The sequence below is a fragment of the Actinopolyspora mortivallis genome (genome assembly GCF_003001495.1).
GTDB classification, from domain to species: Bacteria; Actinomycetota; Actinomycetes; order Mycobacteriales; family Pseudonocardiaceae; genus Actinopolyspora; species Actinopolyspora mortivallis_A.
In genome coordinates, this window is record NZ_PVSR01000018.1 from 15,037 (window position 1) to 28,340 (window position 13,304).

Annotated in this window: 10 protein-coding genes and 1 riboswitch; of the genes, 2 read left to right on the forward strand and 8 right to left on the reverse strand. The window is 69.7% G+C overall.

Annotated elements, in window-relative coordinates:
• Positions 1-55: 55 nt before the first annotated feature.
• From arfB to CEP50_RS11530, 5 genes are all read right to left on the reverse strand, one after another.
• The gene (arfB, locus tag CEP50_RS11510) at positions 56-523 is read right to left on the reverse strand and encodes an alternative ribosome rescue aminoacyl-tRNA hydrolase ArfB (protein WP_181188342.1); all 468 of its coding nucleotides are present in this window, start codon (positions 521-523) and stop codon (positions 56-58) included.
• Between the two features lie 92 nt (positions 524-615).
• Complete coding sequence (locus CEP50_RS11515; RefSeq protein ID WP_106113954.1) at positions 616-2,082, reverse strand: aldehyde dehydrogenase (NADP(+)); 1,467 nt, start codon at positions 2,080-2,082, stop codon at positions 616-618.
• Between the two features lie 33 nt (positions 2,083-2,115).
• Positions 2,116-3,123, reverse strand: coding sequence for a zinc-dependent alcohol dehydrogenase (locus CEP50_RS11520; RefSeq protein ID WP_106113955.1), 1,008 nt, complete (start codon positions 3,121-3,123; stop codon positions 2,116-2,118).
• Positions 3,120-4,289: a mandelate racemase/muconate lactonizing enzyme family protein gene (locus CEP50_RS11525; RefSeq protein WP_106113956.1), complete on the reverse strand. Its 1,170-nt coding sequence runs from the start codon at positions 4,287-4,289 to the stop codon at positions 3,120-3,122. Before CEP50_RS11525 ends, CEP50_RS11520 begins: the two co-directional genes overlap by 4 nt.
• Positions 4,286-5,251 carry a U32 family peptidase gene (locus CEP50_RS11530; RefSeq protein WP_181188343.1) on the reverse strand — a complete coding sequence of 322 codons (966 nt, stop codon included), beginning with the start codon at positions 5,249-5,251 and terminating at the stop codon, positions 4,286-4,288. Before CEP50_RS11530 ends, CEP50_RS11525 begins: the two co-directional genes overlap by 4 nt.
• 264 nt (positions 5,252-5,515) lie before the next feature.
• Between CEP50_RS11530 and CEP50_RS11535 the strand changes: the two genes are divergently transcribed.
• Positions 5,516-6,283, forward strand: a complete 768-nt coding sequence (locus CEP50_RS11535; protein ID WP_106113957.1) for an IclR family transcriptional regulator — start codon at positions 5,516-5,518, stop codon at positions 6,281-6,283.
• A 25-nt stretch (positions 6,284-6,308) separates the two neighbouring features.
• On the opposite strand, the gene CEP50_RS11540 is transcribed toward CEP50_RS11535, so the two are convergent.
• From CEP50_RS11540 to CEP50_RS11550, 3 genes are all read right to left on the reverse strand, one after another.
• On the reverse strand, positions 6,309-6,596 hold the full coding sequence (locus tag CEP50_RS11540; RefSeq protein ID WP_106113958.1) for a hypothetical protein: 288 nt from the start codon (positions 6,594-6,596) through the stop codon (positions 6,309-6,311).
• A gap of 76 nt (positions 6,597-6,672) precedes the next feature.
• On the reverse strand, positions 6,673-8,340 hold the full coding sequence (locus tag CEP50_RS11545) for a sodium:solute symporter family protein (protein ID WP_106113959.1): 1,668 nt from the start codon (positions 8,338-8,340) through the stop codon (positions 6,673-6,675).
• Positions 8,341-9,063: 723 nt separating this feature from the next.
• On the reverse strand, positions 9,064-10,413 hold the full coding sequence (locus CEP50_RS11550; RefSeq protein WP_106113960.1) for a serine hydrolase domain-containing protein: 1,350 nt from the start codon (positions 10,411-10,413) through the stop codon (positions 9,064-9,066).
• Positions 10,414-10,584: 171 nt separating this feature from the next.
• A riboswitch (cobalamin riboswitch) is annotated at positions 10,585-10,837 on the forward strand.
• A 138-nt stretch (positions 10,838-10,975) separates the two neighbouring features.
• On the opposite strand from CEP50_RS11550, the gene metE reads away from it, so the two are divergent.
• Positions 10,976-13,264 carry a 5-methyltetrahydropteroyltriglutamate--homocysteine S-methyltransferase gene (gene metE, locus CEP50_RS11555; protein ID WP_106113961.1) on the forward strand — a complete coding sequence of 763 codons (2,289 nt, stop codon included), beginning with the start codon at positions 10,976-10,978 and terminating at the stop codon, positions 13,262-13,264.
• The last annotated feature ends 40 nt before the right edge of the window (positions 13,265-13,304 follow it).

Here is a 13,304-nt window from a genome sequence, read left to right on the forward strand (position 1 = left end):
CAGGATATCGGGTCCTCCAGCGGCCCCTCACCGCACGGCACCGGCCGCACGAGAGTCACTCCCGTTCCATCCGGCCGCGTCCACGGGTGCGCTTGATCGCGGAGCGGTGTCGTTTGTCCTCCAGCCTCCTGCGCTTCGCCCCGGCGCTGGGACCGCTGCGTCTGCGGGGAGGCGGGGCGGGACGCAACGCCTCGGCCAGGAGGTCGGCGAGCCGGCGCCGGGCCTGTTTCCGGTTGGCGAGCTGACTGCGCCTGCCGTCCTCCACCACGGTCAACGCCCCCGCGGAGATCCGGTGGGAGAGCCGGGCGAGCACCTGCTCGCGCTGCCGCCACGAGAGCGCCCGCGAGCTCTCCGGGAAGAACACGAGTTCGACCCGGGACTCGGTGGTGTTCACGTGCTGGCCTCCCGGCCCGGAGGACCGGGAGAACCGTTCCACGAGTTCGGACTCCGGGATGCTCACGCGGTGGTTCACGCGCAGTTCGTCGGCCACCCCCCGAGCATCCCGCCCGGCGGGCTCGGACATCAATCCGAAATCCGTCCGGTGTTCCGGGACGTGAGCCGGAACACCCGTCCCGGTGCGGAGTCGGTCTCCGCACCGGGACGCGGAGCCACCACTCAGGAGTGCCGGACCCCGTCCACCCGACGCGGGATCCCGAGGGGGTTGTCGTCCCGCAGCGCCTCGGGAAGCACCGCCTGCGGCGAGTTCTGGAAGGAGACCGGCCGCAGGAAGCGCTCCACGGCGGCGGTCCCCACCGAGGTGTGCGTGGGGGCCGTGGTCGCCGGGTAGGGCCCGCCGTGCTGCATCGCGTGGGTGACGCTGACCCCGGTGGGCCATCCGTTCCACACCAGGCGCCCGGCCCTGCGGCGCAGGATCCCGAACAGGGAGGCGACCGGCTGCTCGTCCTCCTCACCGTGGACCGTGGCGGTCAGCTCGCCGGAGAACCGTTCGGCCACGCGGAACAGCTCCGTGGTGTCGGAGTAGCCGACCAGCACCGACACGGGGCCGAAGCACTCCCGCAGCAGTTCGTCCGAGTGCTCGAGGAACTCGCTCGCCCCGGTGGCCAGCAGGGTGGGGCTCACCCCCTCCTCGGTGCTGGTCCCGGCGACCAGCTCCCGCACCGCCGGGTGCCCCCGCAGGGAGGCCAGGGTGTCGTGGAAGGCGTGCTCGATGTCCGGGTTGAGCATCGGGGCGGCGGAACGCTTCGCCACCTCGGCGAGCAGGGTTTCCTCGAAGGTCGACTGCTGCTCGCGCGGAACGAACAGCAGTCCCGGTTTGGTGCAGAACTGCCCGACCCCCAGGGTGTAGGAGTCCAGGTAGCCACGGGCTATCTCGGCTCCGCGCCGCCGGGCCGCCTCCGGGGTGACGAACGCGGGGTTCACGCTGCCCATCTCGGCGTAGAAGGGGATGGGTTCGGCCCGGGAGCACGCCAGGTCGAACAGCGCGCGACCACCGCCGTGCGAACCGGTGAAGGCCCCGGCGCGGATCCGTTCGTCGAGCAGCGCCGCGCGCGCGGTGTCGGTGCCCTCGACGAGCGCGAAGGTCCCCTCGGGCGCGCCGGCCTCGGCCAGTGCTCCCTCGACGAGCGCGGCGGTGCGCCGGGACAGGTCGGGGTGGCCGGGATGAGCCTTGACCACCACGGGGCAGCCGGCGGCCAGGGCCGAGGCCGTGTCCCCACCGGCCACACTGAACGCGAAGGGGAAGTTGCTGGCCGCGAACACGAGAACCGGCCCGATCGGCAGGTGCACCCGTCGCAGGTCCGGGCGGGCGCCGGTGGGCCACTCCGGATCCGGGGAGTCGATCGTGGCCGCCAGATGGGCGCCCTCCTCGACGAGATCACCGAACAGGCGCAACTGGAACGTGGTGCGCGCCAGCTCTCCGCACAGCCGTCCCTCCGGGAGGTTGCTCTCCCGCTGCGCCAGGGGGACGAGCTCCTCACCCGCCGCGTCCAGCGTGTCGGCGATCCCGCGCAGCATCCGGGCCGTGTCCGCCGGCCGGAGGTTCTCCAGCTTCTCGGAGGCGGTGCGGGCCCTGTCGAGCACGGAGTCGAGAGCCTCGGTGGTGCTCGGAGGTGTCGATGTCATGGAGTGTGCAACCTCCTGGGTAGTCGTCGTCGTTCACGGCCGCAGCAGCGTCTTCACGTTCCGTTCGAGGGAACGCAGTGCCCGCTCGGCCTCCTCCAGTCCGAACTCCTCGGTGACGATCACCCCGGGGTCGAGCGCCCCGCTGGTGAAACTCGACACGGCGTGTACCCAGGCGTGGGAGGGAGCGCCGAACACGGTGTGCACCGTCAGCTGCGAGAGCACCAGTCGGGCCGGATCCAGGGGAACCGAGTCCTGGGCGGCGACCCCGGTGAGCACCACCCGTCCGGCGGGTCGGGCGAGGGCGGTGGCCAGTTCCGCCGTGCCCGGGACCCCCGCCGCCTCCACGACCGCGTCGTAACCACCGAGTTCGCCCCGAGCCCGCTCCGGGGAACACACCCGGCTCGCCCCGCAGCTCTCGGCGAGTTCCGCGCGACGCTCGTTCGGCTCCACCATGGTCAGTTCACCGGGAGAGGAGGCCGCGATCAGCTGGGTGGTCAGCAGCCCCAGGCTGCCGCCGCCGACCACGGCCACCCGCTCTCCCGGCACCGGGGCGAGCTTGAGCGTGGCCGCCGCCGCGCACGCGGCGGGCTCCAGCGCGGCGGCGCCGCGCGGGTCGGCGTGGTCGGGCAACACGTGCAGCAGCCGGGCGGGCAGGGTCAGCCAGTCCGCCCAGGCTCCCGGACTGGTGAACCCGGTTTCGTCGTACTCGGCGGCGCAGAGGTTGGTGTCCCCTCGGCGGCAGCGCGGGCACACCCCGCAGGAGCGGAACCCCTCGCCCACCACGAGCCGTCCGAACAGCCCCTCGTCCACACCGGTGCCGACCGCCGCGACCCTGCCGGACCACTCGTGGCCGGGCACCACGGGGTAACGGACGAAGCCCTCGGGCCGTCCGCCGGTGAAGACCTCCCGGTCGGAGCCGCAGATGCCGCTGTAGGCCACCTCGACCAGGGCCTCGCCGGGTCCGGGCGGTGTCGGATCGGTGGGAACCAGGCGGAGCACGCCCGGTTCCTCGATCCGCACCGCGCGGGGCGCGTCGCTCATGAGGCAGCTCCCTCGGTCGCCTTGGTGCCGCGGAACTGCCAGTCCTCGGCGTAGAGGTCGAAGCGGGCTCCGCGTGCCGGGTGCTCCCGGACGAAGTCCACGTCGAGCTCGACCCCGAGACCGGGCCCGGAGGGCAGCGCGAAGTAGCCGTCCTCCACCTCGGGAAGTCCCGGCGCGGCCTGCTTCACGTGCGCGTCGGCGAAGTCGTTGAAGTGCTCCTGGATCTTGAAGTTCTCGGTGACGGCGGCCAGGTGCAGGTTCGCCGCCGTGAGCACCGGACCGCCCACGTTGTGCGGGGCGAGCAGCACGTAGTGGGTCTCCGCGGTGGCCGCCACCTTCCGGGTCTCGGAGATCCCGCCGAAGTGGCCGATGTCGGGCTGGATGACGTCGGCGGCCTGGCGGGCGAACAGCTCGCGGTACTCGAAGCGGTCGTGGATGCGCTCACCCGTGGCCACCGGAATGGTGGTGCCCGCCGAGACCTTGCTCAGCGCCTCGGGGTTCTCCGGTGGAACCGGTTCCTCGATCCAGCTGGGGGAGAAGGGGGTGAGGTCGGCGGCGATGCGGGTGGCCTGGGCCGGGGTGAACCGACCGTGCATCTCGATCAGGATCTCGACGTCGGGTCCGACCGCGTCCCGCACGGCCTCCACCAGCTCCACCGAGCGGCGGGTCTCGGCGGGTTCCAGTTCCCAGCGTCCGGGCCCGAACGGGTCGAACTTCAGCGCCCGGTAACCACGCTCCACCACGGTGCGGGCCGCCTCGTGGAACTGCTCGGGAGTGCGCTCCACCGTGTACCACCCGTTGGCGTAGGCCTTGATCCGGTCCCGGACGTTGCCGCCGAGCAGCCGCCACACAGGCTGGTTCAGCGCCTTGCCGATGAGGTCCCAGCAGGCCGTCTCCACACAGGCGATGCCGGACATCACGACCTCACCGGCCCGGCCGTAGTCGCCGCGCTTCATCCGCCACACCAGCGCCTCGATGTTGAACGGATCGGCTCCCACGACGTGGTTGCGCGCCGCCTCGTTGAGGTAGCCCAGCAGCGCCTCGGTGTGCCCGAGCATCCGCGTCTCACCCACCCCGACGAGCCCGTCGTCGGTGTGCAGCCGCACGTAGGTCATGTCCCGCCAGGGGGTTCCCAGGACCAGGGGTTCCAGTTTCGTGATTCTCATCGCAGTTCACCCGCTGTCTCGCTCGTGACGGGCTCGCCGTGGGGCACGGCGAGGTCCCGGGTGGGCAGTTCCGAGGTGGTGGCCTGGGGCATGTACCGGTGCAGCATGTCCAGGCCGATCCGGGCGCGGCGCACGCGTTCACGTCCCAGTGCGATCGCCGTGGAGGTCAGGTGGCTGCCGCTCGGGTAGATGTCCGGAGCGTTGCGCAGTCCGAACTTGACGTAGACCGGGGCGGCCACCCGGACTATCTCGGCGATCTCGTAGTGACGCACGAACCCGCCCAGGTCGTCGGGGGACTCGACGTAGACGTCGAGCGGGAGGTCCGTGGCGGCACGGATCGAGGCGAGCTGGCCGATGGAGAGGTCGGTCGGCACGTTGTAGGTGTCGGCTCCGATCCGCTCGGCCAGCGCCACGGAGGCGGGGTTGGACAGGGCCATCTGAACGCTGCTCTTGAAACGCATGTCCGCGGGGAGTTCGCCCCGCTCGCGCATCCGCGCGGCGACCGACAGCACGCCCAGGTCGGTGACCAGCACACTGCGCACGCCCGCCTCGGCGCTGCGGCGCACGTCCTCCAGCACGTGCACGAGCTGTTCGGTACCCCGGGCCTGGGCCGCGACGAGGCCTCCGGCGGGCGCGGCGACCATGGCCCCGGTGTGCCATCCGGCCTGGGGACGGGCGAACAGGCTCAGTTCCACACGGGCGCGCCCGGCCGTGTCGGCCATCCTGGCCAGTTCCCCGTCGGTGAGCAGCATGGCCCCGCTGCCCTGCGAGATCCGGTGAACCGGCACGTCCCGCTCGGCGGCCTCGGCGAGCACCGCGTCGAGCACCTCGGGACCTTCGGTGCTGGGGATCTCCACCCGGTACTGCGCCCCGTCCGGGAAACGCTTGGGGCTGGCGGGCGGGGATCCGACATCCTCCGCGGGCAACCCCTGGGATCGCAAGAACGTTCGTGTATCCAACACCCACTCCGTTCGAAATATCGGACGCTGTTCGAAACAATAATCACGGGCGTCCAACCGGGTCAATAGGCCACGAGGTGCCGCCCGACGGAAACCGCGACCGCCCAGCCGCGACACCGGGAAACGACCGGCACGAAGCCACGACCGAACGGACGAGCCGGTTACGGGTAAACTGTTCGAAATACCGGCTCCACGCCGCTCGACACCCGCTCACGAAGCCGGCGCGACCCGAGGCGCATCCGCTGCAGAACAGGAGGAGCAACCGCGGTGGCACGAGCAGTACCCGCCCTGGAGCGGGCCTTCGACATCCTGGAACTCTTCCTGGACGAGCCGGAACTGAGCGCCCCCGAGATCACGTCCAGGCTGGGGCTTCCCCGGACCACGGTGCACGAACTGCTCGGCACCCTCGTGGAACGCGGCTATCTCACCCACGCCGGCGGCAGCGGCTCCCGGTACCGCCTGGGCGTACGGGGATTCCAACTCGGATCCGCCTACGCGGACCGGCTCGACCTGGCCCGCGAGGGACACCTCGCTGCGGAGGAGACCTCGCGCCAGTGCAACGAGACGGTGCACATCGGCATCCGCGAGGGCACCGACGTGCTCTACGTCGCCAAAGTGGACAGCGGACATCCGGTCCGGATGGTCTCGGCCGTGGGCCGGAGGATCCCCGCCCACTGCACCGCCGTGGGCAAGGCGCTGCTCGCCCCCCTGTCCCGGGAGAAACTCGACGAGCTCTACGGCGGGACGACCCTGACCCCCATGACGGACAACAGCATCAGCGACTACCCGAGCCTGCTCGCCGAGCTGGCCGAGGTCGCCCGCCGCTCCGGCCAGGCCAGGGAGTACTGCGAGTCCAACGACTCGGTCGCCTGCGTGGCCGCCCCGGTACGGGACCACTCCCACGAGGTGGTGGCCGCCATGAGCATCGCCGTTCCCATCCTGCGCTGGAACGAGCGGGTCGAGCGCGAACTGACCGAGACAGTACTGCGCGGTGCCGCGAACCTCTCGGAGAGGCTCGGGCACCGCGCGGACTGACCCCGCCGTGGGGAGGTGAACCCGTTCAGTCCTCCTGTCCGGGGATCTCGGGTGTCTCCAGCGGGCGAAGTCTTACCCACAGCAGGAAGAGACCACCCAGCACCAGCATCGCCAGGCCGGTCCAGAGGTTGATGTTGATCCCCTGGGCCTTGGCCAGCCCCTCCTCGGTGGGGAAGAGCCCCGCCACGCCCACCAGCACGCCGTAGACCACGAACAGACCACCGATCACGGTCCGCACGTCGAACAGCTTGCCGGCACCGCTGCGCGCGACGGCCTCGGGGTGCTCCTGCGGGGAATCCGGGTGTTCGGACAAGGACTACCTCCCAACGTAGCTTCTCGACCGGGCGTCTTCGACGAACGCCCCGTCGCCGGTCCCGGCCGGTGGAACCTCACACCGAGAACGGCACGTAGCACAGCGCGGCGAGTATCACGGCTCCCCAACCGAGCAGCGCCGGTTTGCGGTACCAGGCGTCGTCGCCCTTCTGCAGCTCCCCCTTGGTCCGCGCGTCGGCCTTCGTGTAGACCAGCCCGGCCAGTTCCGCCTCCGTCTTCGGCCGGGTCGCCAGCGCGATCGGCACGCTCACGGCCACGTCGACGGCGAAGGCGATGATCGAGGAGGTCATGTTCACCGCCTGGTCGGTGCTCATGTCCACGATTCCCACCCGGTACATGCTGTAGAAGGCTATCGGCGCGACCGTTCCCGCCAACAGTCCCCAGAATCCCGCCTGGGCCGTCATTCTCTTCCAGAACAGGGCGAGAATGAAGGTGGCGAAAAGCGGGACGTTGAAGAAGGAGAACAACGTCTGCATGTAGTTCATGATGTTGCTGAACGACGCGGCGATGAACGCCGTTCCGATTCCGACGACCACGCCCACCGCGGTGATGACACGCCCGACGACCAGGTAGTGCGCGTCGGATTTCCCGGGCTTGATGTAGGCCTGCCAGATGTCGGTGGTGAAAACCGTGTTGAAACTGGAGACGTTGGCCGCCATACCGGCCATGAAGGAGGCCATCAAGCCGGTCACGGCCAGACCGAGCACGCCGTTCGGCAACAGTTCCGCCATCAGCAGCGGTATCGCCGAGTTGTAGTCGTACTCACTGCCGGGCTGGCCGATGTTCGGCTGCACGACCAGGGCGATCAGCCCGGGCAGCACCACGATCAGCGGGATGAACATCTTGGGGAAGGCCGCGATCAGCGGGGTGCGCCGTGCGGCCGAGAGGTTCTTGGCCGACAGGGAACGCTGCACCTCGGCGAAGTTGGTGGTCCAGTAGCCGAAGGATATGGCGAAGCCGAGCCCGAGTGTGATGGTCAGCCAGTTGGTGCCCAGGGGGTTGTCCTGGCCGAATCCGGTTCCGCCCCACGCGGTGAGGAACTGCGTGCCCTCGGCGGCCGTCACCTTGTCGATCAGGCCGCTCACCCCGCCGACACGGACCAGTCCGAGCACGGTGAGCGGGACCAGCGCGGCGACGATCACGAAGAACTGCAGCACCTCGTTGTAGATGGCCGAGGTGAGCCCACCGATGACGATGTAGGCGAGCACGAACAGCCCGGCCACCACGATGGACACCGGGATCGGCCATCCCAGCAGCGCCTGCAGCACGATCGCCAGCGCGTACAGGTTGACTCCCGCGATCAGCACCGAGGCGACCGCGAATATGCTCGCGCTCAGCAGGTGCGAGGAGCGGCTGAATCGCAGGAGCAGGAACTCCGGAACACTGCGTACTTTGGAGTTGTAGTAGAAAGGCATCATCACCAGGCCGAGGAAAACCATGGCCGGGATGGCGCCTATCAGGTACCAGTGGATGGTGTAGGCACCGTACTGTGCCCCGTTGGCGGCCATTCCGAGAATCTCGGTGGCGCCCAGATTCGCCGAGACGAACGCGAGTCCGGTCACCCACGCGGGCAGGGAACGCCCGGACAGGAAAAAGTCCAGTGTGGTGTGCACGCTGCGTTTGGCGGCGAACGCGATCCCGAGTACGACCGCGAAATAGATGACAAGAATGAGGCTGTCCATCCAGTTCATCGACAGCCTTAGCCCATCGGCCAGAGTGTGCATCGTCGTCCGATCCTGTCGCTGTCCGCGAGTTGGCTCTCCAATCGCATGTTCGGTATGCCGAACGTTGTTCGGACAACCTACGACACGTTCGGGTGACGGTCAACACATACGGCTACTCCACTTTTCGAGTGAAGTTCTGCCCCGACAGGGGCTCCCAGCACGTGGACGGTGCCCGTTCCGTTCGGGACGGGGCGTCGCCGAGTCCGTTCAGGACGAGCGCCGCCGAGGGCGACACACACGCAGCCATGACCACGGAAGTTCAGCGCGATCGGCCTGGTGGCCGAGGGGGCGGCACGGCCCCTGGCGCTCTACCGACGACGCGGCCCGGCCCCGCCACCGGAGTCCGACGCGACCCCACGTGGAGACGACCCCGCCCGGCGGTCCCCGCCTGATGTGGGACGGGACAGCGCTCCACGACCACGCTCGACACGGACGACGTTCACGTCGACCCGTTCGCCACGCTCACCGGCCCCACAACCGGGTGAAACCGATCCCGGTCAGCCAGTGGGTTTCCGCACATCGGACGGGGCGGATGTCCGACCCGGCCACGAGGAGCCACCAGCTCCCCACGCATCCGTCCGACAGCACGTCCACGGCGTGCGGGACGCTCGTGCGCACCACGCGCGCCCGCCGGACGCTCGCGGTGCGCCTGTTCGGTCCGACACGCCGGAGCCGAGGGCCCCCATCACGGCACGGTGCCGTGCCACCCCCGGCCCAACGACGTCACTTCCACGGACGGGTTCCGCCGGGAACGGGTGCCTGGGGGTCGTAGGGACTCCGGGTGAGCACGAAGGTGTTCAGGTCCAGCCAGTGCGGACTTCCGTCCTCGGAACGGACGACGCGCAACACCTCACCACGGTGGTAGCCGTCCAGTCCCACCCAGGTCCCGTCGCCCTCGGCACGGAACCGGGAGGTTCTTCCCGGCCCCTTCCAGGCCGACAGTTCGACCAGCCCGTCCGGCAACACCCGCAGCAGGTGCGGGATCGGCCCCCAGTACCACAGGCCGGTCAGTTCGAGCGTCTCCGCGGAGACCTCGGTGCTCGGATGCCACTCCGGAGGAATCCGCGGCTCGTGTTCCTCGAGGATGTCCAGCAGGTCGGTGGCCAGCGGCCCCACCCCGGAGGTGGTGTTGGCCAGGAAGACCACCCCGGTGGCCTCGGCCGGATCGGCCAGCACGTTGGCCAGGAAGCCCGGCATCGAACCACCGTGCCCGACCAGCCTGCGCCCCCGGTGCCGTGCCAGTTGCAGGCCGAGCCCGAAACCACGCGTCCACTCGTCGCCGTCGTCCACGCTGACCGGTTGGCACATCTCGGTCAACGTCTCCGGGCTCAGCACTCCCCCGGTCTCGCCGGTGAGGAAGCGCAGCCAGCGGATCATGTCGCCCACCGTGGACCAGAGCTGCCCGGCGGGAGCCATCGCACCGGCGTCCTCGGCGGGTTCCGGCTGGAGCACGTCGGCCCACGGATGAACGGCCCAGCCGGGGGCGTACGGTTCGACGGGTTCGGGGGTGGTGCGGTTCATGCCGAGCGGATCGAGCACCTCCTCGCGCAGCACCCGATCGAACTCCCTGCCACGCAGCCGGGCCACGAGCTGCCCCAGCAGCCCGAAGGCCGTGTTGGAGTAGTGGAAGACGTGCCGGGGCTCCCCGCGCAGCTGCGACTCATCCACTGTAGACAGGAACTCCTCCGGGGCGTATCCGGGAACACGTTCCCACCACTGCCCCGCCGGTTCGGAGCTCAACCCGCTGTTGTGCGCCAGCAGCTGCCAGACGGGCCGGTCGTCGACCACGGTCCCCGGGACGTACTCGCCGAAGCGGTCGGACAGCTCCAGCAGCCCCTCGTCCCGCAGCCGCAGCACGAGGACGGCGACGAACGTCTTGGTGATCGAGCCGATGCGGTACTGCGTGTCCACGGTGGGACGTTCGGTACGCACCGCCCCCCGACCGTCCACCCACAGGGTCTCACCGTCCCGGACCAACCCGGCGATCAGGGAGGGGACCCGGTTGCGGGACTGTTCCACGGCCAGCCTGTGCAGCAACGCGCGTCGCGTCGTGGGAAGCAGTTCGCTCGGCATGGGGACATGTTTTCGCGCGGACGCACCGCTTGGCAAGTTGCCGCGGATCCCGCCTCGCACTGTGATCACCGATACACCGGACGGTGAAACCCCTGGGGACGACGCTGCGAGCTCGACCCGTCACCAGGGCGGGTCCGCCACCGGGGGTTGCCAAACGACTCCACACGCGCAACCATTTCCGGCGCCGATGGTTCACCGGCCGGTGCGAACGAGCCGGCGCGGTGAGGCAAGAGGGAACCCGGTGCGAATCCGGGACTGCCCCGCAGCGGTGTGTGGGAACGAACGCCGTCCCCGGACACGTCGAGAGTCGTCCGCGGAACCCGGCACTGGGTGTGCGCACCCGGGAAGCCGACGGCCACTAGGAGAACCGGTACAGCCGGAGACGCCCACGAGTCCGAAGACCTGCCGTCGGTGCGCGTCCGGTGCACGGACGCGCGAGTCCGGGGCCTCGCGGGAAGGCCGACAGGACCGAGGGTACGGGCTCCCACTCACCTCGTGCCGTCTGTGCTGCCTTCCTCCGGGGTCTCGGTGACCGTGTCGTCGAGCTCGCGAGGAGAGGGCTTTGACCAGCAAGATCGGATCCACCGTACTCGGCTATCCCAGGATCGGGCCGCGCCGCGAACTCAAACGCGCGCTGGAGAGCTACTGGGCCGGCAGGATCGGCCAGGACCAACTGCGCGAAACGGCGGCGGAACTGCGCGCCCGAACCTGGCGGGAACTGCACGATGCGGGTCTGGGATCCGTGCCGAGCAACACGTTCTCCTACTACGACCAGGTGTTGGACACGGCCGTGACCTTCGGGGCGATCCCCGAACGCTACCGCGCGCTCGGGCTCGACCCGCTGGACACCTACTTCGCCATGGCCCGGGGAGTGGAGTCCACTCCTCCGCTGGAGATGACGAAGTGGTTCGACACCAACTACCACTACCTCGTCCCCGAGATCGGCCCGGAGACCACCTTCTCGCTCGCCGACCGCACCCCGGTGGAGCGGTTCCGCGAGGCGGAGCGGATGGGGATCACCACCCGGCCGGTGCTCGTCGGGCCGCTGACCTTCCTGCTGCTGTCCAAGAAGACCGCCGAGGCACCCGACTCCTTCACTCCCCTGGACAGGCTGGACGACCTGGTGCGGAGCTACGCCGAGCTGCTGAGCGAGCTGCACCACGCGGGCGTGGAGTGGGTGCAGCTGGACGAACCGGCGTTCGCCGCGGACCGGCAGTCCGCCGAGCTGGAGAAGCTGCGCGGTGCCTACGAACGGCTCGGGAAGCTCTCGGCCCGGCCGAAGCTGTTCGTGCCGACCTACTTCGGGGACCCCGGTGAGTCCCTCGAAGTGCTCACCTCGACCCCGATCGAGGCCGTCGGTGTCGACCTCGTCGCCGGTGCGACCACGACGAACGTGCTCTCCGGCCTGACCGGGCTGCGGAACAAGACCCTCGTGGCCGGGCTGGTCGACGGGCGCAACATCTGGCGCACCGACCTCGACCACGCGCTGGCCACGGGGGCTACCCTGCTCGGCCTGGCCGGGGAGGTGGCGGTCGGCACCTCCTGCTCGCTGCTGCACGTTCCCTACGACGTGGAGTTCGAGCAGAACATCGACCCGCAGGTGAAGTCGTGGCTGGCCTTCGCGAAGCAGAAGGTCGAAGAGGTGGTGCTGCTCGATCGTGCGCTGCACGAGGGCCGGGAGGCCGTACGGGAACAGCTCGACAACGCCCGAGCCGCCATCGAGGACCGGCGCAACGCCTCCCGGCTGCGCGACGAGAAAGTACGCGCCCGCACCGGGCAGCTGCGTCCCGAACACGCCCGACGTGGCGACAGGGCGAAACGGCGTGCGGATCAGCGGCAGGCACTCGGGCTGCCACCGCTGCCCCTCACCACCATCGGTTCCTTCCCCCAGACCTCCGACGTGCGCAAGGCACGCGCCCAGTTCAACAACGGGCGGATCGACCGGCCCACCTACGAGTCCAGAATGGTCGACGAGATCCGCCGTGTGATCGAGCTGCAGGAGGAACTGGGACTGGACGTGCTCGTGCACGGCGAGCCCGAGCGCAACGACATGGTGCAGTACTTCTCCGAGCACATGGAGGGCTTCGTCAGCACCGAGAACGGCTGGGTCCAGTCCTACGGCTCGCGGTGCGTGCGCCCGCCGATCCTGTTCGGCGAGGTCTCCCGACCGGATCCGATCACGGTCGGCTGGGCGAAGGAAGCCCAGGGCATGACGGACAAACCGGTCAAGGGGATGCTCACCGGTCCGGTCACCATCCTCGCCTGGTCGTTCGTGCGCGACGACCAGCCGCTGGCCGAGACCGCCGAACAGGTGGCCCTGGCCATCCGCGACGAGGTGGTGGACCTGGAGTCCGCGGGGATCCGGGTGGTCCAGGTGGACGAACCGGCCCTGCGCGAGCTGCTGCCGCTGCGTTCGGAGCTGCACGGCCAGTACCTGGAGTGGGCGGTGCGGTCCTTCCGACTGGCCACCTCGGGGGTCTCGGACTCGACCCAGATCCACACCCACCTGTGCTACTCGGAGTTCGGCGAGGTCATCAACGCCATCGTGGACCTCGACGCGGACGTGACCAGCCTGGAGGCCGCGCGCTCCCGGATGGAGGTGTTGGACGACCTCAACTCCGTCGGCTTCGCCAACGAGGTCGGCCCCGGCGTCTACGACATCCACTCCCCCCGGGTGCCCGAGGTCGGCGAGATCGAGAAGTCGCTGCGGGCCGCGCTGGAGGCGGTCCCGGCCGACCGGCTGTGGGTGAACCCGGACTGCGGGCTCAAGACTCGTGGCTACGAGGAGGTGAGAACGGCACTGGCGAACATGCGCACCGCCGCCGTACGGGTGCGCGACTCCCTGAACTGATTCCGCACGCCGAAAGGGCCTCCGCCCCGCTTCCCCAGCC

Bases quoted from the DNA above. Each gene is read 5' to 3' on its own strand.
- arfB (WP_181188342.1), bottom strand. From the start codon at position 523: ATGTCCGAGCCCGCCGGGCGGGATGCTCGGGGGGTGGCCGACGAACTG.
- CEP50_RS11515 (WP_106113954.1), bottom strand. From the start codon at position 2,082: ATGACATCGACACCTCCGAGCACCACCGAGGCTCTCGACTCCGTGCTC.
- CEP50_RS11520 (WP_106113955.1), bottom strand. From the start codon at position 3,123: ATGAGCGACGCGCCCCGCGCGGTGCGGATCGAGGAACCGGGCGTGCTC.
- CEP50_RS11525 (WP_106113956.1), bottom strand. From the start codon at position 4,289: ATGAGAATCACGAAACTGGAACCCCTGGTCCTGGGAACCCCCTGGCGG.
- CEP50_RS11545 (WP_106113959.1), bottom strand. From the start codon at position 8,340: ATGCACACTCTGGCCGATGGGCTAAGGCTGTCGATGAACTGGATGGAC.
- CEP50_RS11550 (WP_106113960.1), bottom strand. From the start codon at position 10,413: ATGCCGAGCGAACTGCTTCCCACGACGCGACGCGCGTTGCTGCACAGG.